General features: G+C 59.6%; 19 protein-coding genes. 15 read left to right on the top strand and 4 right to left on the bottom strand.

Annotation, left to right across the window (positions count from 1 at the left end; translation table 11 throughout):
* Positions 1 to 113: 113 nt before the first annotated feature.
* Together ACILSL_RS22420 and ACILSL_RS22415 are read left to right on the top strand one after the other, a co-directional pair.
* Positions 114 to 2,531: a DUF1549 domain-containing protein gene (locus tag ACILSL_RS22420; protein ID WP_395734300.1), complete on the top strand. Its 2,418-nt coding sequence runs from the start codon at positions 114 to 116 to the stop codon at positions 2,529 to 2,531.
* 79 nt (positions 2,532 to 2,610) lie between these two features.
* Positions 2,611 to 3,585 (top strand): ThuA domain-containing protein, encoded by a 975-nt coding sequence (locus ACILSL_RS22415; RefSeq protein WP_395734299.1) that lies wholly within the window; start codon positions 2,611 to 2,613, stop codon positions 3,583 to 3,585.
* Position 3,586: 1 nt separating this feature from the next.
* Here the strand turns inward: ACILSL_RS22415 and ACILSL_RS22410 are convergent, their stop codons facing one another.
* The gene (locus ACILSL_RS22410; RefSeq protein ID WP_395734298.1) at positions 3,587 to 5,617 is read right to left on the bottom strand and encodes a type II secretion system protein GspD; all 2,031 of its coding nucleotides are present in this window, start codon (positions 5,615 to 5,617) and stop codon (positions 3,587 to 3,589) included.
* A 178-nt stretch (positions 5,618 to 5,795) separates the two neighbouring features.
* On the opposite strand from ACILSL_RS22410, the gene ACILSL_RS22405 reads away from it, so the two are divergent.
* Genes ACILSL_RS22405 through ACILSL_RS22360 form a run of 10 tightly spaced genes read left to right on the top strand, consistent with a single transcriptional unit; the run spans position 5,796 to position 15,693 of the window.
* On the top strand, positions 5,796 to 7,379 hold the full coding sequence (locus ACILSL_RS22405) for a choice-of-anchor K domain-containing protein (protein WP_395734297.1): 1,584 nt from the start codon (positions 5,796 to 5,798) through the stop codon (positions 7,377 to 7,379).
* A 6-nt stretch (positions 7,380 to 7,385) separates the two neighbouring features.
* Complete coding sequence (locus ACILSL_RS22400) at positions 7,386 to 8,450, top strand: type IV pilus twitching motility protein PilT (RefSeq protein ID WP_395734296.1); 1,065 nt, start codon at positions 7,386 to 7,388, stop codon at positions 8,448 to 8,450.
* Positions 8,437 to 9,306 carry a hypothetical protein gene (locus tag ACILSL_RS22395; RefSeq protein ID WP_395734295.1) on the top strand — a complete coding sequence of 290 codons (870 nt, stop codon included), beginning with the start codon at positions 8,437 to 8,439 and terminating at the stop codon, positions 9,304 to 9,306. Before ACILSL_RS22400 ends, ACILSL_RS22395 begins: the two co-directional genes overlap by 14 nt.
* Positions 9,307 to 9,319: 13 nt before the next feature.
* The gene (locus ACILSL_RS22390; RefSeq protein WP_395734294.1) at positions 9,320 to 9,874 is read left to right on the top strand and encodes a hypothetical protein; all 555 of its coding nucleotides are present in this window, start codon (positions 9,320 to 9,322) and stop codon (positions 9,872 to 9,874) included.
* Positions 9,875 to 9,894: 20 nt separating this feature from the next.
* Positions 9,895 to 10,491 carry a hypothetical protein gene (locus ACILSL_RS22385; protein ID WP_395734293.1) on the top strand — a complete coding sequence of 199 codons (597 nt, stop codon included), beginning with the start codon at positions 9,895 to 9,897 and terminating at the stop codon, positions 10,489 to 10,491.
* Between the two features lie 3 nt (positions 10,492 to 10,494).
* Complete coding sequence (locus tag ACILSL_RS22380; RefSeq protein WP_395734292.1) at positions 10,495 to 11,355, top strand: hypothetical protein; 861 nt, start codon at positions 10,495 to 10,497, stop codon at positions 11,353 to 11,355.
* On the top strand, positions 11,352 to 12,335 hold the full coding sequence (locus ACILSL_RS22375) for a hypothetical protein (RefSeq protein WP_395734291.1): 984 nt from the start codon (positions 11,352 to 11,354) through the stop codon (positions 12,333 to 12,335). The genes ACILSL_RS22380 and ACILSL_RS22375 overlap by 4 nt, the downstream gene beginning before the upstream one ends.
* A gap of 11 nt (positions 12,336 to 12,346) precedes the next feature.
* Positions 12,347 to 13,969 (top strand): hypothetical protein, encoded by a 1,623-nt coding sequence (locus tag ACILSL_RS22370; RefSeq protein ID WP_395734290.1) that lies wholly within the window; start codon positions 12,347 to 12,349, stop codon positions 13,967 to 13,969.
* Positions 13,966 to 14,424 (top strand): hypothetical protein, encoded by a 459-nt coding sequence (locus ACILSL_RS22365; RefSeq protein ID WP_395734289.1) that lies wholly within the window; start codon positions 13,966 to 13,968, stop codon positions 14,422 to 14,424. The genes ACILSL_RS22370 and ACILSL_RS22365 overlap by 4 nt, the downstream gene beginning before the upstream one ends.
* 42 nt (positions 14,425 to 14,466) lie before the next feature.
* A complete protein-coding gene (locus tag ACILSL_RS22360; RefSeq protein ID WP_395734288.1) occupies positions 14,467 to 15,693 on the top strand; it encodes a type II secretion system F family protein in 1,227 nt (408 codons plus the stop codon).
* Positions 15,694 to 15,734: 41 nt separating this feature from the next.
* On the opposite strand, the gene ACILSL_RS22355 is transcribed toward ACILSL_RS22360, so the two are convergent.
* From ACILSL_RS22355 to ACILSL_RS22345, 3 genes are read right to left on the bottom strand one after another with little or no spacing between them, the layout of a single operon-like run.
* Entirely contained in the window at positions 15,735 to 16,838 is a 1,104-nt protein-coding gene (locus tag ACILSL_RS22355; RefSeq protein ID WP_395734287.1) for a glycosyltransferase family 4 protein, read from the bottom strand.
* Positions 16,839 to 16,845: 7 nt separating this feature from the next.
* Complete coding sequence (locus ACILSL_RS22350; RefSeq protein WP_395734286.1) at positions 16,846 to 17,625, bottom strand: glycosyltransferase family 2 protein; 780 nt, start codon at positions 17,623 to 17,625, stop codon at positions 16,846 to 16,848.
* 46 nt (positions 17,626 to 17,671) lie between these two features.
* A complete protein-coding gene (locus ACILSL_RS22345; RefSeq protein ID WP_395734285.1) occupies positions 17,672 to 18,679 on the bottom strand; it encodes a beta-ketoacyl synthase N-terminal-like domain-containing protein in 1,008 nt (335 codons plus the stop codon).
* Between the two features lie 421 nt (positions 18,680 to 19,100).
* On the opposite strand from ACILSL_RS22345, the gene ACILSL_RS22340 reads away from it, so the two are divergent.
* The 3 genes from ACILSL_RS22340 to ACILSL_RS22330 all read left to right on the top strand — a co-directional run.
* Positions 19,101 to 19,466 (top strand): polymer-forming cytoskeletal protein, encoded by a 366-nt coding sequence (locus ACILSL_RS22340; RefSeq protein ID WP_395734284.1) that lies wholly within the window; start codon positions 19,101 to 19,103, stop codon positions 19,464 to 19,466.
* A 129-nt stretch (positions 19,467 to 19,595) separates the two neighbouring features.
* A complete protein-coding gene (locus tag ACILSL_RS22335; RefSeq protein WP_395734283.1) occupies positions 19,596 to 20,537 on the top strand; it encodes a polymer-forming cytoskeletal protein in 942 nt (313 codons plus the stop codon).
* Positions 20,538 to 20,549: 12 nt separating this feature from the next.
* Positions 20,550 to 20,856: hypothetical protein (locus ACILSL_RS22330; protein WP_395734282.1), on the top strand; the 307-nt coding region annotated here is incomplete at its 3' end.

Genomic DNA, 20,856 nt, shown 5'->3' with positions numbered 1-20,856 from the left:
TGAATGCCTCCAGCACTGGCTGCGACCACGGGGGGGGGCTCAGTTCATTCTTTTGAGAACATCCCGCAAGCAACCCGCGAGATTCCATCTCCGCGCAACGTTCGTGCTGTTGAATGCGCTTCTCGATTCTCCTTTTCCTTCCCATCACTGCCGCGACTGCCGCCGTCGATTTCTCCCACCAGATCGTCCCGATCCTGCGGGAGCACTGCGCGGAGTGCCATGCCGGCGACAAGAAGAAGGGCGGCTTCTCCTTCAATGATCGCAAATCCCTGCTGGAAGGCGGTGAAGACGGCGCTGTGGTGGTGAGCGGCAAAAGCGCGGAGAGCACCATGATCAAGGCCATCCTCTCCACCGATCCCGATGACCAGATGCCGCCTAAGGGCAAGCGGGTGCCTGCCGAGCAGATCGCACTGCTGAAGCAATGGGTCGATGAAGGACTCACGTGGGAGGAAGGCTTCGCTTTCAAAAAGCCCGCGTATGAGCCGCCGCTCAAACCCCGCATGCCGATCCTGCCTGCCACTGTGGAGGGACGCAGCAACCCCATTGATCGTATTCTTGATCAATACCTCGGCCAAAAGAAACTCCCCCGCCCTGCGGCCATCGACGATGCCACGTTTATTCGCCGCGCATATCTGGATCTCATCGGCCTGCTGCCTTCGTCCAAGGATCTGGAGGCTTTCACCCAAGACACCTCCGCCGACAAACGCACCCGCCTGATTGAGTCACTGCTCAAGCGCGACATCGACTACACCGAGCACTGGCTCACGTTTTGGAACGACCTCCTGCGCAATGACTACGGCGGCACCGGCTTCGTCACCGGCGGGCGCAAGCAGATCAGCAACTGGCTGTATCACGCGCTGATCACCAACATGCCCTTCGACCAGTTCGTGCGCGAGCTCATCGCGCCACCCAATGATGAAAGCCGCGGATTCATCGACGGCATCAAATGGCGTGGCGATGTCAGCGCCGGGCAGACCGTGGAAATCCAGTTCGCCCAGAGCGTCTCGCAGAGCTTCCTTGGCATCAATATGAAGTGCGCGTCATGTCACGACAGCTTCATCGACCGCTGGAAGCTGAGCGAAGCCTACGGACTCGCGGCCATCTATTCCAGCCGCCCGCTGGAAATCAATCGCTGTGACAAACCCATCGGCCAGCAGGCCGTGGCTTCCTGGTTGTTCCCCGAGATCGGCCAGATCGATCCGAAGGCTCCGCAACCCGAACGCCTCAAGCAGCTCGCAGCCTTGATGACTCATCCGCAGAATGGCCGCACCACACGCACCATCGTCAACCGCCTGTGGCAGAAACTGATGGGACGCGGCATCGTCCATCCGGCGGACGCCATGCAGACGGAACCATGGAACGCGGACCTTCTCGACTACCTGGCCGCGCACCTCGCAGAGCATAAGTATGATCTGAAGCAGACCCTCGCCCTCATCGCCACGTCGCAGGCCTATCAATCTCACTCCCAGGTCGTGACCAAAGGCATCGACGATCACGGTTACGTCTATGCCGGACCACGGGCGAAACGCCTCACCGCCGAGCAGTTTGTGGATGCCATCTGGCAGATCACCGGTGCAGCCCCCGCCAAGATGGATGCCGGAGTCCTGCGCGGCAAAGTCGATCCGGAACTCGCGAAACAGATCAAGATCCAAGGCCAGTGGATCTGGGGCCACAGTGCCAAGCCCGGCAGCACACCGCCCTCCGGCGAAACAATCACACTGCGCAAAACGATCAAACTCGACACCGATCCCGCCAGCGCCAGCGCGGTCGTGACCTGCGACAATGGTTACACCCTCTTCGTGAACAATCGCAAGATCAGCGCCGGGGATGACTGGACCAAGCTCGCCGCCGTGCCGTTGCAAACCGCGCTGCACAAAGGCGCGAACTCCATCCTCGTGATCGCCACCAATGCCGGTAAAGGCCCGAACCCCGCCGGATTTTTCTTCGATGCCCGCGTGCGCGATGCCACAGGCAAAGAGACCGCCATCGGCAGCGATGCCACCTGGGAGTGGTCGGCCAAAGCTCCGGCCACCAAGGAAGGCCGCATCCCGGCCTTCGACCCCAAGGACTGGCAGCCCGTCACCGTCGTGAAAGCCCTGGCCGCATGGCAGCAGACCATCAATGCCCAGGCTCCTGCTCTTCTTGCCCAGGGATCCGCCGCCTCAGATCGCATGATCCGCGCCTCGTTGATGAAGTCAGACTTCCTCATGCGCACTCTGGGCCGCCCAAACCGTGACCAGATCGTCACCGCCCGTCCCAATGATCTCACCACCCTGGAGGCCATTGATCTCGCCAACGGCAGCATCCTTTCTGCCAGCATCACCAAAGGGGCACAGCGTTTGCTCGCATCACCCGTCCAGTCACCTGCCGCTCTGATCGTTGACCTCTACCATCAGGCCCTCTGTCGCGCGCCCTCCGCCAGCGAACTCGCCACGGCCCAAAGCCTGATCGGTGAAAAGCCCACGCAGCAGTCGCTCGAAGACCTGCTCTGGGCCGTCTGCATGCTCCCCGAGTTTCAGGTCGTGCGGTAACCAGAGGCCTATGATCCACGGCTTCGGCTCTTGATTTGAGCCGGAGGATGGGAATGATGCGAGTCACTCCATCCAACCTATGAAGACAGTACCATTGCTCGCCGCCCTCCTCGCCACCGCTGTTTCACTCCAGGCAGTCACACCCGAGGGCAAACAGAAGCTCGTCTTCATCGCAGGCAAGCCCTCCCATCCACCGGGCATGCATGAATTCCGCGCAGGTACCATGCTGCTGGAGCAATGCCTCAAAAGCGTGCCCAATCTCGTGGTGGACCGCCACGAAATGGGCTGGGTCAGTGATGAAAAGACCTTCGAAGACGCGGATGCCGTGGTCATTTACGCCGATGGTGGCGGCAAGCACCCTGCCGTGGTGGACGGCCACCTCGAAACCCTGCGCAAGCTCATCGCCAAAGGCGTCGGCTTCGGCTGCATGCACTACGGCGTCGAAGTCGTGGCGGGTCAGGCCGGCAAAGAATTCCAGGAGTGGCTCGGCGGTCATTATGAAAACGCCTACTCCTGCAATCCGATCTGGGACGCAAACTACACGACCCTGCCAAAACACCCCATCTCAAACGGAGTGCTGCCCTTCGCCACCAAAGACGAATGGTACATCCACATGCGCTTCCGCCCAGCCTTCGGCCACGGTGTGACACCTGCACAAGATGGCGCAGCCAAGTTTGTCCCCATCCTGGTGGCAGCTCCCAGCGACGCCACGCGTGACGGCCCCTACGTGGCGCCCAAAGGCCCTTATCCCCACATCCAGGCTGAAAAAGGCAGCCCCGAAACCATGATGTGGACCCTTGAGCGTGCAGACGGCGGCCGCGGCTTCGGCTTCACCGGCGGTCATTTTCACGCCAACTGGGGCAACGACAACGTGCGCAAAGCCGTGCTTAACGCCCTGCTCTGGGTGACCAAGGTTGAAGTGCCTGAAAAAGGCGTCGAATCAGTTGTGAGCCCTGAAGCTCTCACCCAAAATCTGGATCCAAAACCTGCGCCCAAACCCAAGAGTGCCAGCAGCGAAACACCACGCGTGTTTCAGCGCGTGGCGACCCGCTGATTTAGAAGTGCTCCTTCTTGAACAGGATGCTCGCGAAAGACTCCAGGCGCTTGAGGATCGTTCTCAGCATCTGCTGATGCTGGTCAATCATGGCAAACTTCGCGGGCTCCGAAAGCTTCATGGTGTCACACTGTTCTTCGACACGTTCGACGGCGACTTTGAGTTCCTTGAGTTTCTGCCTCACTTCAGGGGTGATCCGGCTCTCCTTGATCGTGTTGCCAAGGATCTCAGCTTCACGCGACAGATACTCCACCGTCTTCGGCAGTGAGTTGCTGCCACCAATCAGCGCACCACTGTTGGTGTCGACTTTGGGCTTGCCGGCCAGATGCGGCTTCAGCGGCACAACGGACTGCGGCTCCGAAGGCAGTCCGCCATTGCGCCCATCAATGATCGTCGGGGTGATGAAGAGCATGAGGCTCTTGTGATTTTTGCTCCGGCTCTTGTAATCGAAGAGCCACTTGAGACCTGGGATCTTGCTCAGGAAAGGCACACCTGCCTCGGCCTCTTTTTCAGTGGCCTCATCCAGCCCGCCCACCGCCACTGTGTACCCCGACTCAATCTCCACCGGCGCGCTGTAGACGCGTGATGAAGCAATGGGGTATGGATTCCCTGAGATGACCTGCGTGCCAATGATGCTTGAAACGGTCACCGCCATGTTCAGCAGCACCTTGTCACCCTGCATGCGCTTGGGCAGGATGTTCAACACGGTTCCGATCGGCAGATAGGCGACTTTGCTCGTGGTCGTGGCACCGACGGCACCAGCACTCGCCGTGGAGCTCGCGTCCAGCACCGGCTGGTTCACCACCGCGCGAATGGCCACCTCACGGTTGCTGAGGGTCACCATTCGAGGGTAGGACGTGGTGTTGGTTTCCTGGTCACGCATCATCGCGCGCAGTTTCACGTTCACATCCTGCGCACTCAAAATGCTCGTGGCTGGAAAGCCAAGTGTTGCCCCCACGTTGTTGAGATTCCCGGAGGTCAGCAGATTGGCCAGATCGGTGCGGTAACCACCCGTGGTCGGCACGTTGTCGTAATTCACCGTTGTGACCGGCAGTCCCGTGGTGGAATCAGTCGTGCTCGTCACGTCCTTCACCTGCCGGAAGTTTCCAGTCTCGAGTGTACCGGTCCAGTCGATGCCGAATTCACGCGAAGGATCACGCGAAGTTTCGATGAATTTCACCTCCACGGCGATCATTGTCTGCGGCTTGTCTGCGGCTGCGATGTAGCCCTCCACCCACAGGTGCTGGAGACGCGTTGCCACAATGTAGAGAGTGTTCGAATCAGATTTCCAGATCACCTTGGGCTTCCTCACCGAACTCATTTCATTTGAATTCATCGCCCGCGCCGCATTTTCATCAGTCCCGGTGGCGCCCATGCCAGGCATGCCCGTTGGTGCCAGTGCTCCATCCATTTCCTCAGGTGGCAGGCCCAGCAAGGTACGAATGTCATTGATCACTTCACTGCGTTTGACTGAAAACGTCTGGCTGGTTCCTTGCAGATCCATCCCCACTCCCGCCCCGCTGATGCCACCCCCGCTGCCACCACTGGATCTGGTGGAAGCGGAAGTTGTCCCCGAACTCACACGTTCCACGAGTTCCACAGCATTGTTTTTGATCTCATACGATTTGCCGATGAGTTCGCGATCATCCGCAGGGCGAATATACCAGATGCCGTTGTCGGGAATAATGGCCAGTCCATTGGCTTTGCATAATGTTTCCAGCACCTGGAACGGGCTTGCATTGATTGAAAACGTGATCAAACGCCCCCCATCCGCGCTGTCATCAGGCAGCGAAAAGAACGAGATCCCTGCGTCAGTCGCAAGAAACCTCAGCACATCACTTAACATGGCCTTTGAAAAGTCATACTGCTGGGGCGCGGCCGAGCGGAGCCTGCTCGCTTCGATCTCATGCTCGGGCGACATCACGTGCAGATTGCTCTGATTGAACTGGGCGCGCAACGTCGTCCCCGACAAGCTCGTCACAACGAGGCCAAGCAGGAGATAGAACTGGAACAGTGCTGTAAAATGGCGCATATTATGGTAATTATACCTGAAATGAAAAAACAAATCAAATGGCATTTATCAATGAAGTGTATTGATTTTATGTTTTGTGCCAAATATTTGAACAGCTGAATGTTTTAAATCATGTTTATTATATTTTCCATATCTTCCCCTTGAATTTAGGAGCTTTTAACTATTTAGTAGAACATCAATGCTAGCCGCTAGAGTCACAGCTTTGCGCTCAGATGTACACAGTTCCCCCTGTCGTAGCGGATTCTCATTGCTTGAACTGGTCATCACCATCGCCCTGCTTGGCGTGATCGCAGGAGTGGGTGTATCCCTCCTTACAGATGACTCTGACTCCGCCCGTGTGGCCAAGCTTCAATCGGATGTCAACACTCTGAATCAAATGGTGGCCCTCTATGTGGCAGATGGCGGCAGTTTGGCAGGTCTTTCCACCCCCCAGACGGTGCTTGATAAATTGAAACGCTCACGGCCGCAGTCAGAATGGCAGCAGCATGTGGGCATTGTTTCAGGCAGATTGCTGGATGTCCGGTTGCGGGCCCTGATGACCTCCCAGCCGGACAATTCCAACAATCCACGAGCCTTCTGGGATCGCACCAAGCAACGCTTCATCATAAGAAAGGCGGCAGGCAGTGCGGTGTCTGATTTTTACCTGGATGAAACTCTTGCGACCGCCGACTACGGCACAGAAAAGCGCACCAAATCTGTCGTCACTTTTAATTCAAACAAGAGCGGCTGGGTCTGGGGAACATCCACATCCAACCCCGCTGCAGGCTATTTGGATCCGCAGCCTTTCACGCCCCCCACTCCCACCACCGGATTCAATCCAAATGAAACAGCGGACGCTTCATCGGGTCCTCCTCCAGACTCGGGCGGGGGCAGTGGCGGAGGAGGCGGTGGCGGTGGCGGCTCTCCAGCCCAGCCCACTCTCGCATTTTTACCGGTTCCTGTCATCTCACCTGCTGGCGGCACCTTTGCATTCTCGAATTTCCCAACCTCAGTCACCATCACTTCAGGGGGCCCGCCAGAGGTCTCCATGCTGATGTACAGCATCAACGGCGGAGCCTGGCAGGAATATGCAGGCACCAGCATTCCTTTGATGCCGGCGATGACTCTCCAAGCTTACAACCTGTCAACACGCCCCGCCGAGTACGCCACCAGTTTCACCAATTCGCAGTCATACTACCGTCTCACCAGCGGTTTCAGCGGCTCAGGTGAGGGCAGCTGGGGCAACGCCCTCGGCGGTTCCAATCTCGTCACCAACATTCAAAACAGCAGCACCACCTCCACCATCAAATCTGGCAACACCAAGCTCGATCTCGGCAACGGCACCTACCTCGATGCCGGAGTCGAAAACTCATTGAGCTTCACTCCCGCGAGCTTTGATAAAATCACGCCAAACACATGGTTCGATTTTGGTGCGTTGATGATTTTGAACGGCACCACCTTCTATAACAGCGAGGCCACAGGAGTCACCCTCACCGTCAATCTGAACCTGACACAGCCCACAATCAGCGCCACCACGTACATCAATCTCGGGCTGGTCAGCACCCCCAACACCAGTGATCGTCTCGCCAGCGCAGACATCGTTCAGTTGATCAACCCGACCACGGATTTCACGATCACCATCGATGGGGTCCAGTATCGTCTCGAGCTTGAATGGGTGTCCAAGGACCCCGCTGCAAGCGTCGTCCAGGGCAGCAACCTCCTCGTCTATGAAAGCGCCAACGCCGCAGTGGAACTGCGTGCCCGCTTCACCAGCAATTTCTAAAACACCATGGAAGACATTCACGAACGCAGTCAGCTTGGTTACCGGATGCTTCACCTCTCGAAGGACCCGGGGGTCAGCGACTTCTATGTCACTCCCTGGGAGGCGCTGACCTACAAGCGCAATGGCAAGCTGTTTTATGACTCCTTCATCTACCAGCCGGAGCGCCCGCTGGAGTTCACCCCCGGCTGCATCGACTACGCCCTGCAGCTCGGCCCCCGGCGTTATCGTGTCAACCGCATGGTCACGCGGGGACGTCCGCGCTGGGTGCTGCGTCTGCTCCCCGAAAGCATTCCAGACATCAGCAAGCTCATGGTGCCACCTCCCGCCATCAAGGCCTTCCTGGAAGCCAAGAACGGTCTCTTTCTCGTCTGCGGTGCCACCGGCTCAGGCAAGTCAACGACCATTGCCTCCATGATCCTTGAGCGCGCCAAGCGCCGCCAGGAACACGTCCTCACCTTCGAGGACCCCATCGAATTCGTCTATCCCTCCGGCATCCCTTCCCTCGTTTCCCAGCGTGAGATCGGCACGGACGAACTGGATTTCAACAAGTCCCTCCGCGCCGCCCTCCGTCAGGCGCCCGACGTCATTCTCGTGGGAGAAATTCGTGATGGCGAGACCGCGGAAATCGCCCTCCAGGCCGCCGAAACCGGCCACGTCGTCGTCGCCACCCTTCATACCTCCTCAGCAGCGCAGACCGTGCAGCGCTACCTCAAGCTCATCCCGAGTGACCGCATGGAAAACGCCATGCTCTCCTTCGCGGACTCCATTCGCGGCATTCTCTGCCAGCGCCTCCTGTTTGACGAGGCCAAGGGCAAACGCTTCCCCATTCACGAACTGCTCCTTCCTTATGACTCGGTGTGCGGCATGATTCGCCGTGGTGAGTTCAAGAACCTGGACCAGGAGCTCGAAGCGGGCTTCACCCGGGGCATGGTCAGCTTCGAACGCTGTTTAAACATGCGCATGGCAGACGGCTGGAAGCCTTCCACCGCACGCAAGACCGGCTACACCGAACATGAGGTGTACGACTTCCTTTCCAAAGAACAACTGACCTCTATTTATGCTGTTGGATGAAATCAAATCTGTCCTGAGCTTCGCCGCTTTCAAAGCCGACCCCGACGACTCCGCAGTCCCGTGGGGAAAACGCTTTGAAGCCCGCAAATCTCTGCTCATCAATGTCAGCCGCGGTTCGGTAAGCTGGCGCTCCATCAACAAACGCGGACGCTTTGAGGAAAGCGGCACGCAGGAGGGAGAGCTCGCCGACGCCGCCCCGCTCAAAGGCGAAGAATGGCGTGGCATGGCGGATGGCGGCTGGTGCTCCGTCTCCGTGAACCACCGCTTCATCATCAGCCTCGAAAACAACCTCATGCGCGGTGACAATTGCGTGAACCTGCTGCGCACCAACCCCCGTGCCGTGCTGGGGCCCAAGTATGACCGCGGCAAACGCTACGCCGTCTGCCACCACCCCGAAACCACCGCCAGCCTGCTGCTCGCCGTGGAGGAATCCCTGGTCAAAGTGACCGAGGACGTGCTCAAAACGGTTCAGCTGAAGCCAGGGCGGGTATGCTGCGGTTTGTTTGCCATGCTGGAGCATGCCATCCTGAGCATCTTCCGCGCAAGTTCCGGAGGCACCCCTTCAGACTTCGTCCTCATCGCCGCCTGTGAAGGTTCACTCGCCGTGCTGGTGCAGCAGGAAGGCCAGTGGCGTGACATTCGTTGCCGCAGCGGCCTCGGCCCCGAGGCCGTGGAAACCGCGCTGCAGATCATCAGCCCGCTGCTGGCCAAGATCCCCCAGGGCAGCCCCGTCTATTTTGTCGGCGACGGCCATGACAGCAAATTCCGCTCTGAACTGATGCTGCATCTTGAGAAGGTCGGCGCCGCCGATCTCACCCAGGATGATCTCCTCTGGACCATCATCGGCGAACATTAAGCCACGCACTCCTATGAACGAATATCTCTGCCATGATTTCAAATCGCCGCGCATCGACACCTCGCGCCGCCTCCCTTCGTCATTCCGTGCCATTCCCGTCCTCTTTTATGTGGCGCTCATCGGCAGCGCCTACGTGATGACCATGGATTACTTCAATTACAAAAAGGCGCTCAAGCAGAAAGTGGACGCCCAGGAACGCCAGGCGCTCAGCGAAACCCAGCGTGACTCGTTCAAAAACGAAAAGGCCGATCTCGAGTCCGAGGCCAACAAGGCGGACCAGGTCGCCAAATGGATGGAGGGCGCGCGCAACATGCAGCCCATCGCCGTCAAGATCGCCCGTGCGGTGCAGACAGACACCCGCATCACCCAGGTCGCCCTCGAACGCAGCGAGCAGGTGCCCTCCAACATCGCTCTCACCATCCATTTGAACGGCTCCAAGGTGTCCACCGAACTTGCCGCCATCGAAGCCTCCCTCGGTCAGCTGCTCTACCGCTCCTACTCACCTCAGCAGACCAAGAACGGTGAAGTCGTCGAATACCATTCCACACTCGTCCGCCAGGCCGATTAATCCCTCCTCCACAGCCCAGCATGAATCCCAAGCAACTTGCCTGCATCATCCTGCTCATGATCATCGGCGCCATGACCTACACGGCTCAGGTCATCCACAAAACGGTGGCCACGACGCGGGCCGAGGCCGAAGATGCCGAAACCGCCGCCGTCACCGCCGAGAACGAACGCTCCACGGCTGAAATCGAAACAACGGTGTTCAAGGCCAACACCGAAGATCTGCGGCGCTTTCTCCGCTCCTGGCTGCCAGCCATCGAGCACGTCCAGACTCAGCAGGAGGCTGAGCAGACCATTGAGCTGAGCCTGCGCGAACGCGGCATCAACCTCGTACGTTCCCGCAAGACCGAATCCAAACAATCCGCAGGCAACAAGCTCATACCCAGATCTGTCATCACCACGCTCACCATCGAAGAGGAATTTGCCAAGGTCCTCAACTGGCTGGGTGACATCGAACGCCGTCTGCCCACCGCGCGCATGAAGGTGGTGCAGATCACCGGCGGCAGCACGGGCACCCAGTTGAAGATGGATGTCTCTTTTGAAACACCCATTTTTGATCTTGCCGCCGCAGATGTAGACAAGAAAAAGGCCGCGCCAAAGCCAAAAGCCTCCAAATCCTAGTCCATGAACTTTGCCTACAGACTGCTGCTGCCCGGCCTGATCTTCACCCTCATGTCTGCCGCCAGCCATGCCCAGGAAGCCTCCGGTGAGGAGGGCGAAAAGCGCGTGCAATATCAGCTCGTGCTGCCAGAGGAGAAGACACCGGAAACGGTAAAACCAGAGGAACACAATCCCTTTGAATCCGAAACCGAGGCCCTCAGTCGGAAGTCCACCGGTGACACTGAGGAGAACCGCGTTCGTGACAAGCTTCTCAAGCTCCCCGTCGTCGGCACCAAACGCATGGCGGACGGCCGCATGCGCGTTCTTCTGGGAGACATCATTTTGGAGACCGGCCGTGTCGTCCCCCCCGTTCTGCCGGATCAGCTCGTTGAGCTGAAAGTGAAAAACATCACCCCGATGTACATCGAACTCGCATGGCAGGAGAAGCGCCTCACCGGCCTGCCTCCGAAGATCATGACCATTCCGATCAACATCGCCCCCCAGGTCCACTATCAGATGTTTGGCCAGACCGACGCCGAAGCAAAAGACAGCAAGGGAGCCAACGCCACGATGGAACTGCCGCTGCGCGATCCTGCAGCCAATACGGCTGCCACCCCGCAAAGCTCTCCGCCCCCCTTGCTTTCCACCGCACCCGCACCCGCACAAGTCGTCGCCGATAATCCCCTGCCCTTTTCTCCGCCACGCCTGATTAAGCCCACTCCTGCAGCCCCTCCTTCCTCGACCCCGCCTGTGCAGTCGACCCCGCCTGCGCAGCAAATGGCTTCAACACCCGCAAAACCGCAGGAGCCTGCTCCTCCGGCCTCTCCCGCTGTTGAGTCCGTGGTACGCATGCTCTTTGGCAATCCAACGCCTGCACCCAAATGATCCGCCGCGCCCATCAGCCAGGAGGCTTCACCTCCGTGGAACTCCTGCTGGTGCTCGCGCTTTCCGCAGTGATCCTTGGCGCTGCTGTCGTCTCCTACGGCACTCTAATGCGCAGCCAGCCCAGCGTCTCCTCCATGGTTGCTGTCCCCTTGGGGACCACCCGCTCGCAGAATTTTTATGGCACCCTCAACACCACCGTCGATGTGGGCATGGCTCCCCAGTACGGCGCCCTCTCGCTGGCCGAAGAACTGCGTGAGCAGTTCCTGACGGACACACTCAGCGCCACCGCCGTCTATTGCCTGCCCCGTGACGGCATGAACACCTTCCGGCCCTCGGTGATCGTCTACGATTCAAGCACCGACGACGAACTCGACACCCCGCAAAAATTTCGCGCCCACATCATCGCGCATGCCGGTGTTTCAAGTTCTCTCTATCGCGACTATCGCAACCCGCTCAATGACGGAGCAGCGCCCCCCCAAAACGCCAGCATCTTCGTGCTCGGCTACAGCAAGTATTCCGGCTATCTCAAGGTCAACGCCATCTACGACATCGACCTCATCCGCTTCACCGGCGCCACCGAACCCAATGGCATTCACGCCTCGGTCAAACGCTACGCTGACGCCACCTCGAGCATCACCCCCTCCGCACTGACCTACATGGGCGGTTACGATGTGTTTTTCCCACCTTCCATCCCCAGCCCCACCAGCTCCGCCCAATGGTCCACGGATGGCTTCACCCCTCTGTTCATCACCATTGAGCGCGCCTCGCGTCTGGCGCTGCGTGAGTCACCCTCCACCATCGACCGTTTCAAACGTGCGTATGAACGTCCGTTCTACTTCATCTGGTGGCCGGATCCCGCCGCCCGTCATCTCGGCCAGGTCGCCAACACCCTTTCCTCCACGGATCCACGCCAGGCCTACAATCACATGGCCGGGCGTTCCTCCTTCATGTTTACCGTGCCGATGTTTCCGGCCCTCTGAATTCCCCAGTCATGCGCATCACCAGACATCATCATCGCAGCACGCGCGGCGCCCTCATGGCGGCAGCGCTCATGCTCATGATTGTCGGCGGCATTTTTGTCACCTCCTGGGTCACGCTCATGAGCACACGCGCCTCGCAGGTCAGTTATCTGGAGGATGTCTGCAAACGCCACATCGGCGTCGAAAGCTCCCGCCTCCTCGCCTGGCAGTGCATCACCAGCAAGGCCTTTGACCCCAGCAGCACCCTGGCCGCCAGTCAAAACACCATGCTCGGCCGCGACATTGGCGGATTTAATACTCAGAACGGCTGGGACAATCTCAATGTGTACACCTCCAGCAACACAGCAGGGGGCATGACCACCGTGTTCCCTTTCAATCATACCGGACTGCGCCCCGGCGCCACCTACATCAACGTGGAGCAGTTCATCCGCCCATCATCCAGTCTTGCGGGCAACATTGATGATTACAACGCATGGCAGTTTCTCAAGACCATGCCGCCTGTTCTTAATGGGGATGTCTTCTGCATCTATCGCAAGCCCGACGGCGTCACCACCGAGCTCGACGTATACGCCAACGCAGGCTCCGGCGGTGCCGGTCACAACGCCAACTGGACCGTCCAGGGGCGCACCGTCCTTCATCACCCGCCTTCCTTGTTCGTCCGCACCACTCCCAGTCCGTTGCAGCTGCCCTTTCGCACCAAATCACTCTACATCCAGTCGCACTCAACGGTCGAACCACCCTCCATTCCCTACCCCGTTTATGGCACCGATATGAATGGCAGGGCGCTGCTGCCCTCCAACATGGCCGTGGTTCCCAGCACCACCGGCCCCATCGACGGCAGCGGTGCCAGCAACTATCTTGGCTACCTGGATGTCGTGCGGAACAACCACAATCCGGACAACTCGCTCTGGCACTTTCAAGATCGCGAAGCCGCCGCCGGACGCACCCCCACCATCACCATTGATGTCGCCAGCGTCTTCAACTCCGCCACCGAAGCCTACTGGATCGCCGAGCAGGCCACGCCCACCTACACCCCGCCCGGCTGGCCTTCAGGCTATGACGCCAAGCTCAAAGTCCTCTTCATCAAACTCGACAGCCAGCATCTCAAAAACATGCGCATTTATGGCGTCGTCGATCAAATCATCTTCGTCGGCCAGAGCAACGCCACCGCCTTTGCAAACGCAGCCACCCTGAAGCCTGTCATCATCACCATCATGCCCAACGGCGCCAAAGGCCGCTGGGTGCGTGACATCCGCTTCGAGCGCGAAAACAACCGCCGCCACGTCCTTGCGTTTCAGGATGACAATGGCCGCCCCGTCGAGTTCTCATGGGTCAGCAATCCCATCAGCGGCTCCGAATTCCGCTGGCGCTGCGTCCTGGTGAACGAATACCAGAGCATCCTGTACAACATGCCCTCCAACCTGACACAAAGCGTGCGCTGGATCGGCGGAGTCATGACCAACTGGACTGTCAAACGCCGTGCCGCAGGCGGCATCAACCCCGGCCGCCTGCTCTTCACCAGCGACAGCGATCCAGCCGTCCCCGCCGCCACCAACGGCGGCCCCGCTTTCGCCACCTTTCTCCCGCGTGATGCCTGGCTTGAATCCTACTTCCTCCCTGTCGCTCCGCCATGAAGCTCCTTCGACACGTCCGGCGGGCGCAGCGCGCAGCCTATACCCTCATTGAGGTGCTGGCCGCCGCCTGCATCATCTCCATCGGCGCCACCGCCATGGTCAGCCTCTCCTCCACGCTCATGCTGCAGGAAGAGTTCGCCAACCGGGTCGCCATCACACGCAATTATCAGGAAAACACCGTGCGGCTCTGGCAGCTCGGCCTGTCCTCCGTGCAAATCACCGCGCTCATGCCGTCCCCGGCACAAAACGCCATTCTTCAGCAGGCCATGTTCACCAATCCAGTGCTGGTTGAAAACGGCCTCACCACCGTCAACGGCGTCGTCATGGAGACCGCCCTCTGCACCGCCATCGTGAACATCTCCCAGAACCCCTCCACGAAAGCCGCCGGCGCCTCCTTCACCCTCACCGCCTACCGCCCGCGTCTCGTCACGGACCTCCGCACCCCTCCGCCATGACCTCAGCCGCAGCTAAGCCCAGATCTCCCAGCCTTCAGCGCCATGCTTAAAAAAGTAAAAATCACCAACGTTCACTCCGGCAAATCATCCGAAGCCCTCGTGGATACGGACACCGATGACAAAGCCCTCATTGGCGCTGGAGTCGCGCAGAACGAAACCACCACGGTTCAAACCATCACCGGCATTGATGAAAAGCTGCACCGCCTGACCAGCCCGAAGGCAGACACCGACGACAGCGCCGCCTTTTTCTCAGGTCTCGGCCGCTGCCTTGAGCGCAATATCTCCCTCACCAAATCCCTGCTGCTCCAGACCAACCGCGTCAAGTCCGCCACTTACAAAGGCATGATCGCCGAGGTCGTCCACGCCATCTCCGTGGGCGATAAATTCAGCGACGCCATCGCGAAGTTTCCCAAGCTCTTCCCTGATGACATGCTCTCCCTCATCATCGCAGGTGAAGAGGCCGGCCAGCTTTCGAAGGTCTGCAAACGTATCGCCGTCTCTCAGAAAAAATCCTCCAAGGTCATCAAGAAGCTCAAGGGCGGCCTCATCTATCCCGCTGTCGTTATCGTCCTCGGCGTCGCCGTCGTCATCGTCATGAGCTTCACGCTCGTGCCTGCCATGGCCAAGCTCTTCACCTCGTTCAAGACCGAGCTGCCCATGGGGACCAAGATCCTCATCGCCCTTTCGGATCTTTTTATTCACAAGCCCTACATGGCCATCCTGCCATTCGTTGGCCTGTACTTCTTTTTCTCCAACTGGAGCAAAATCGCCGCTTTGCGCCCCATGCAGGACCTCTTCCTCAAGATCCCCGTCGTCGGCGTCCTCGTGCGCAAATCCGCCGCAGCCACCGGCTTCCGCACACTGGCCATGCTCACCGAATCGAACGTCCGCCTCAGCAGTGCGCTCGACATCACCGCCCAGGCCAGCTGGCACTATCATTACAAGGAGCTGTTCGTCCGCCTGCGCGAGCACATCGCCGTCGGCCGCACCCTGCACGAAGCCTTCCTCATGGAATCTCATTGGCTCGGGCCCGATGCCCGCAATCTCTGCGGCCTCATCGAACTCGCCTCTGAAACCGGTTCCGGCACCGAAATGCTTTCCGAAATCGCTGACGATTATGAGGAGGATCTCGACAACCTCGCCGCCACTCTCGACAAGATGATCGAGCCCCTCACCATGCTGATTCTCGGCGTCATGGTCGGCTTCCTCATCTACGCCATCTACGGCCCCATGTTCAGCCTCGGCGACGTCATCTTGAAGAAGAAGTAGCCTCGCGCCTCGGTGCTCCGTTCACAAGCGGGGCACCGGTTTTATTTTCCAAACAGCTCAGCCCACTCCAGCATGTGCCTCTCCCACGTCAGTGGCAGCACGGTTTCGCGTGCAGCGGTGGAAAGCGCCTGCCAGGACGTGGCATCAAAGGCCAGCGCCTCCTTGATGCGGGCGGCAAGCTCCCGAGGCTGCTGGGGGTGGTAGAGCATCAGTCCGTTCTCGCCATTGCGGACGTGATCGACCGCGCCGTCCATGACCGAGATGATGCCCGGCAGTCCACACGCCATGCTTTGCAGCACGGTGTTTGAAAAGGCATCATACTGCGTGGGATGCACAAACCAGTCGGCAGACTGGTACAGTTCCACAAGGTGGCTCGTCACCGGCACGACGCGGATGCGTGAAGCTATGCCAAGGCGCTTGATCCTGTCATCCATCACGGGGCTCAGGCTCTTGCCCACGATCCAGAGCGTGGCGTCAATCTGAGTCATCGCCTCCAGCAAAGGCTCCAGGCCGCGGCGGCGGTGGCTGAGCGAGACAAACAGCAGCACGGGCTTCGTTGCATCCGTTTGCAGTTTGCGGCAGTAGATTTCGCGAGTATTCGCACGGTTCTCGGCCAGCTGGAAGAGCTGCGTCTCCACGGGCGGTGTCAGCATGCGGAAGAGCTCGCCATCGGTGCCATAAACACCCTGCAGCTGCGCCGCCACACGGGCGGAGCTGGAGACGAACATTGACGTCCCCTTTCCTGCATAAAGCCGGCGCTCCAGATGCAGTTCGTAGAGGTGTTTAACACTGTAGCGCTGCCAGAACGGCAGCAGGTTGCCATAGATCCGGTGACAGCCAGTGCCATTGCGGTGCACGTCCTGCACGCAGGTGCGCCCAAAGCCGATGCTGAGATCCACACCTGCCGCCTGAGCAGCACGCGGAGCCAGGCGGTTGAAGTGCCACATGCGCAGGGTGGCCGAGCCCCGCAGGCGCGGCAGCAGTTCCCAGCGGCCGGGGAGCGCGGCGCCGATCTCGGGGGTGGTCAGGGAGGTGATGTAGGTCAGCTCATGACCAGCGGAGGCGAGGCGTCTGGCGAATTCGATCAGGAAGTTCTCCACGCCGGAGCCGCGGATGATTTGCGGATGGATCAGAGCCAGTTTCATCCGTTTGCTATTTCCTGCCCTCCGCTTCGCTTTCATACATCCGGCTGTAGCGATCAAAGGTGAAGAAGGCCGTTGCGGCGGCGATCCACAAGCCTGGGAAGCCATCGAGAAAGCCTAGTTTCAGAAAGTAGGCGCGAGTGAAGCGCCAGCAGGGGCGGAACAAGGTGTGCAGGAGTGACCAGCGCTTTCCTTTGCTTTCCTGGGTCTGCAAAAAGACGCTGGAATACTGCACGTGTTTCACCAGGTAATGCTGGATGTTCTTGAAGGAGTAATGCAGGAGGTCTCCTTTCAACGTGGTGCAGGGCCCTGCAACCTCCAGCCGCTCATGCACCTGCCCGCCACCATCTGCGGCCCATTGACTTTTCGTGCGCCGAAACAGGCGTATTTTCCGATCTGGGTACCAGTCGCCGTGATGAATCCAGCGGCCCATGAACCAGACGAGGCGTGACATCCACGCGCCGTCGAAGCGCTGATCGTCGTGACAATCGAAGAATTGTTGTATCGAATTCCGCAATTCGGGGGTGAGTTCTTCATCACAATCGAGCGCCAGAACCCACTCCAGGGAGCACAGGGTGAGGCAGTGGTTTTTCTGGGCGGTGTATCCCAGCCATGGCTGCTGGACAAACTTCGCGCCAAACTCGGCGGCGATTTCGGCGGTGCGGTCGGTGGAGCCTGAATCGACGATCACGATTTCCTGAGCCAGATCCCCCAGACTGGCGAGACAGCGGCGCAGGTTGGCCTCTTCGTTAAGAGAGATGATGGAAATCGAAAGTGGCAGGCGGGTCATGCGGTGGGCGACTGTCGCGAATCCACCGCCGGTGCCAAGCACGGAATCAAACGACTGCCAGGGACACAGCGGCATTGTGCCCCCCCATGCCGGAGGCAAGTTTGATCACGCGGTCGTGTGCTGAAAGATGGCGAATTGAGTCCAGCAAAGGCAGCCCGCATGCGGGCGGGGTGAGGCCGGTCAGTGTGGCGGGAAGCCAGTGTTCGGCCATGCAGGCAGCCAGCAGGGCCACGTCCAGCAGGCCGCTGGCGCCGAGGGTGTGGCCGGTTTGAGGCTTGAGGGGCAGAAGAGGGACTCTTTGGCCATCGAGCGCCCGCAAGAGGGCGGGAGGTTCGACGCGGGCGTGATTGAGGGTGCCGGTGGCGTGCGGGCAGATGGCGACGACTTTGTCCTGGTCACCCGCCAGCAGGGCCGTGCGCACGCAGGATTCGATGCCGCCGCCGTCATCGGGAATCATGAGGGCATCATAGGCATCGCTGTTGGCGGAGTAATGCTCCAGACGGCAGAGTTTGGGACGACCTGCGGCGTCGCGTTCCAGGGTGACGGCCACGGCGGCTTCGGCTGGGAAGAAGCCGCTGGAGGTTTGGGCGAAGGGATCATTGACGCCGTTGGTGGAAAGGAGGCCGGTGTCCTGGAAATCTTGCAGCAGTGCGGCGATGAGGGGCAGATCCACAGCCACCACGAGCGCACGCGGAGCCACGCCACTGGCCACGGCCATCCAGGCCATGCCGAGGGCATCGAGGCCGGAGGAGCAGCCGTTCGAAATCATCTGCCATGGGCCGCGAATGCCGAGATCAATGCTGACGGCGGCAGGTATTTCACAGTGCATGGTGTTGCTGGCACTGAACTTGCGCAGTGGTCTGCGCCATGCATTCACCCCCAGTATTTCCCCTGCGTTGCCGCGACTGCTGGCTCCGAACAGCCAGGATTCGCGGATCTGCGCTGGAGTCCAGCCTGCACGGCGGACGGCTGATGCGGCTACTTTCACGGCTGCATTGCTGGCTGCGGCATAGCGCCGGCCTTTCACCAGATCGCGTGAGGGGAGTGCGCCCACAGGGAGAGAACCAAATCCCGCTCCAGATAAGCATGGAGCCAGGGCCAGGCCGCTGCGCCGCTCACGCAGTGCGTCCAGACACGCCTCCATTTGCGAACCAAGAACACAGGCCGTCTCAGCGGCTGTGATAAACACATTTTCCATCATGATACGATACAGCCCCAAAACCATCCCGGCGCAACCCATCTCAGCAACACCTTTACAGCAAACTGACAAAAAATAAGCAAGCCGAAGATTGACACTCAAGTTAATAACCAGCTATATTTTATCCATCATGCTAAGGCAAATCATAGGACAACCCGAAGGGCAAAAGGAAGACAGGCGTTCTGAGGCACACGCACCGGCTCCAGCAGTCGAACGCGCCCCCATTCTCTCCACCGCTCCCGCTGCACAACCCCAACGCTCACATCAATCTCCCCTCATGACCACCAGTAAAAACGTTCTCTCCAACGACGTCGAAATCAAAGGTTCCATCAAGTTTTCCCACGACCTCATCATCGACGGCAAGATCGAAGGCGAAGTCGTTTCCGACGGCAGCCTGACCGTGGGTGAAAATGCCCTCATCAAAGGCGAGGTCAAAACCCGTTCCGTCATCATTTTCGGCAAAGTCGAAGGCAACATCACCGTTGCTGAGCGCTGCGAACTCAAGAGCAACGCGATCCTCGTCGGCGACATCGCCGCAGGCACTCTCGCCATCGAAGAAGGCGCCACCTTCATGGGTCAGTCCCAGGTCGGTAAAAAGCCTGAAACCAAGCCCGTCTTCGGCGGCGCTCCCAAACAACCTTAACTCCCACCTGAGTGTTCGGACGGTTCTTCGGCACGAAGACCAGCATCCTTCCCACACCACCTAAGAATCAAATCGAAGTGGTGTGCCCTTCTTGTGGCGCGGCTTGCGGTCACGCGCTCGGGTGCCGGGATGGCTGATTGGGCGGCAGCGCCCGAAGCCGCCAGCCCCGCGGTCAAGGCACCAGAAGCCAAGCCTGCGGCAGCAGCCCCCCGCCCTGAGCCCGCGCCTACGGCTGCGGATGGGTTTGGTGCTTTTTTGCAGAGCCAGAATCTGCCACCCCCCGCTGATGCCCCGGCTGCTGCCGAGCCCGAGGCCCCTGCCCCAGCTCCGGCTGAAGCAGTAGCAGCAGAAGAAGCAGCCGCACCTGTGAGTGCCGCTGCGGAGCCGATGCCGGCAGCCCCGCGCCGCCCGCAATCCAATTCCCCGCCTCCTACGGCCGCCCCGGCCCCACAAACGGCGAACTCGCTGCAGAAGATGAAGGAGCAGGGCATGTACCGGAACCAGTATTTCAAAGACGCGGAGTGCTTTGACTGCGGGCACAAGTTTAAAACCGGGCGCTCTGCCAAGTCTGCGAACTGCCCTACCTGCGGTGCTTACATCTCTTTGGAAGATGTGGAGATCAACATGACCTCCACACAGTCGATCAAGACGCGCGGCAATGTGCTCATCCGCAAACGCGGCAGGCTTTCGGCCAGCAGCGTGCAGTGCCGGGATCTCGAATGCCATGGCATCATCGAGGCGAATGTGACGTGCTCGGGTGACGCCAGCTTCCGCACGACGGGCAGCATCATCGGTGAAATTCACTGCCAGCGTTTTGTGGTGGAGAAAGGTGCGGATGTGGCCTTCCTCAATGCCGTGCATGCCACGGACGTGGAGATTCAGGCGCGTCTCACCGGGACGATCTACTGCACGGGACCGGTGCTGATCGGAAGCAATGGCGCCGTCAATGGCGATGTCACTGCGCGGTCGGTGTCGATCGAACCCGGTGGTGAGTTGAATGGGGCGATGAACATTGTGCGAGGCAAGCAGATTGCTCTTTTGCCCTCTGCGCTGCCGCCGCCCGTCGCCTGATTTGGCTGCGCCATGAAAACGCGCCGCCTGATTCTTGCTACGGCGCTCATGGGGAGCATTGTCCCCGTGGCGCGCGCCGACTCTTTCACGACTCTTCATTCCTGGCTCAGCCTCGCCATGCAGATCATCACTCGCGATCATCCCCCCCTGCCCTATCCTGCGCCGCCGGAATCTGAGGGATGGCGGAGCATGGGAGCGGCGGCGCGACTCGCCAATGTGCGTGCGCGTTTGCTGCCGAAATTGAAAGAGCGGCTTGCAGCCGGGAAGTGCCAGCTTGGTCAGGCGGCGTTCATTCGTATTTTTAAAGAGAGCCGTGAGC

It is taken from the genome of Prosthecobacter sp., assembly GCF_044222345.1.
GTDB lineage: Bacteria > Verrucomicrobiota > Verrucomicrobiia > Verrucomicrobiales > Verrucomicrobiaceae > Prosthecobacter.
Note: the sequence above shows the minus strand (reverse complement) of the source record. Positions and strands in the feature narration are given on the sequence as shown.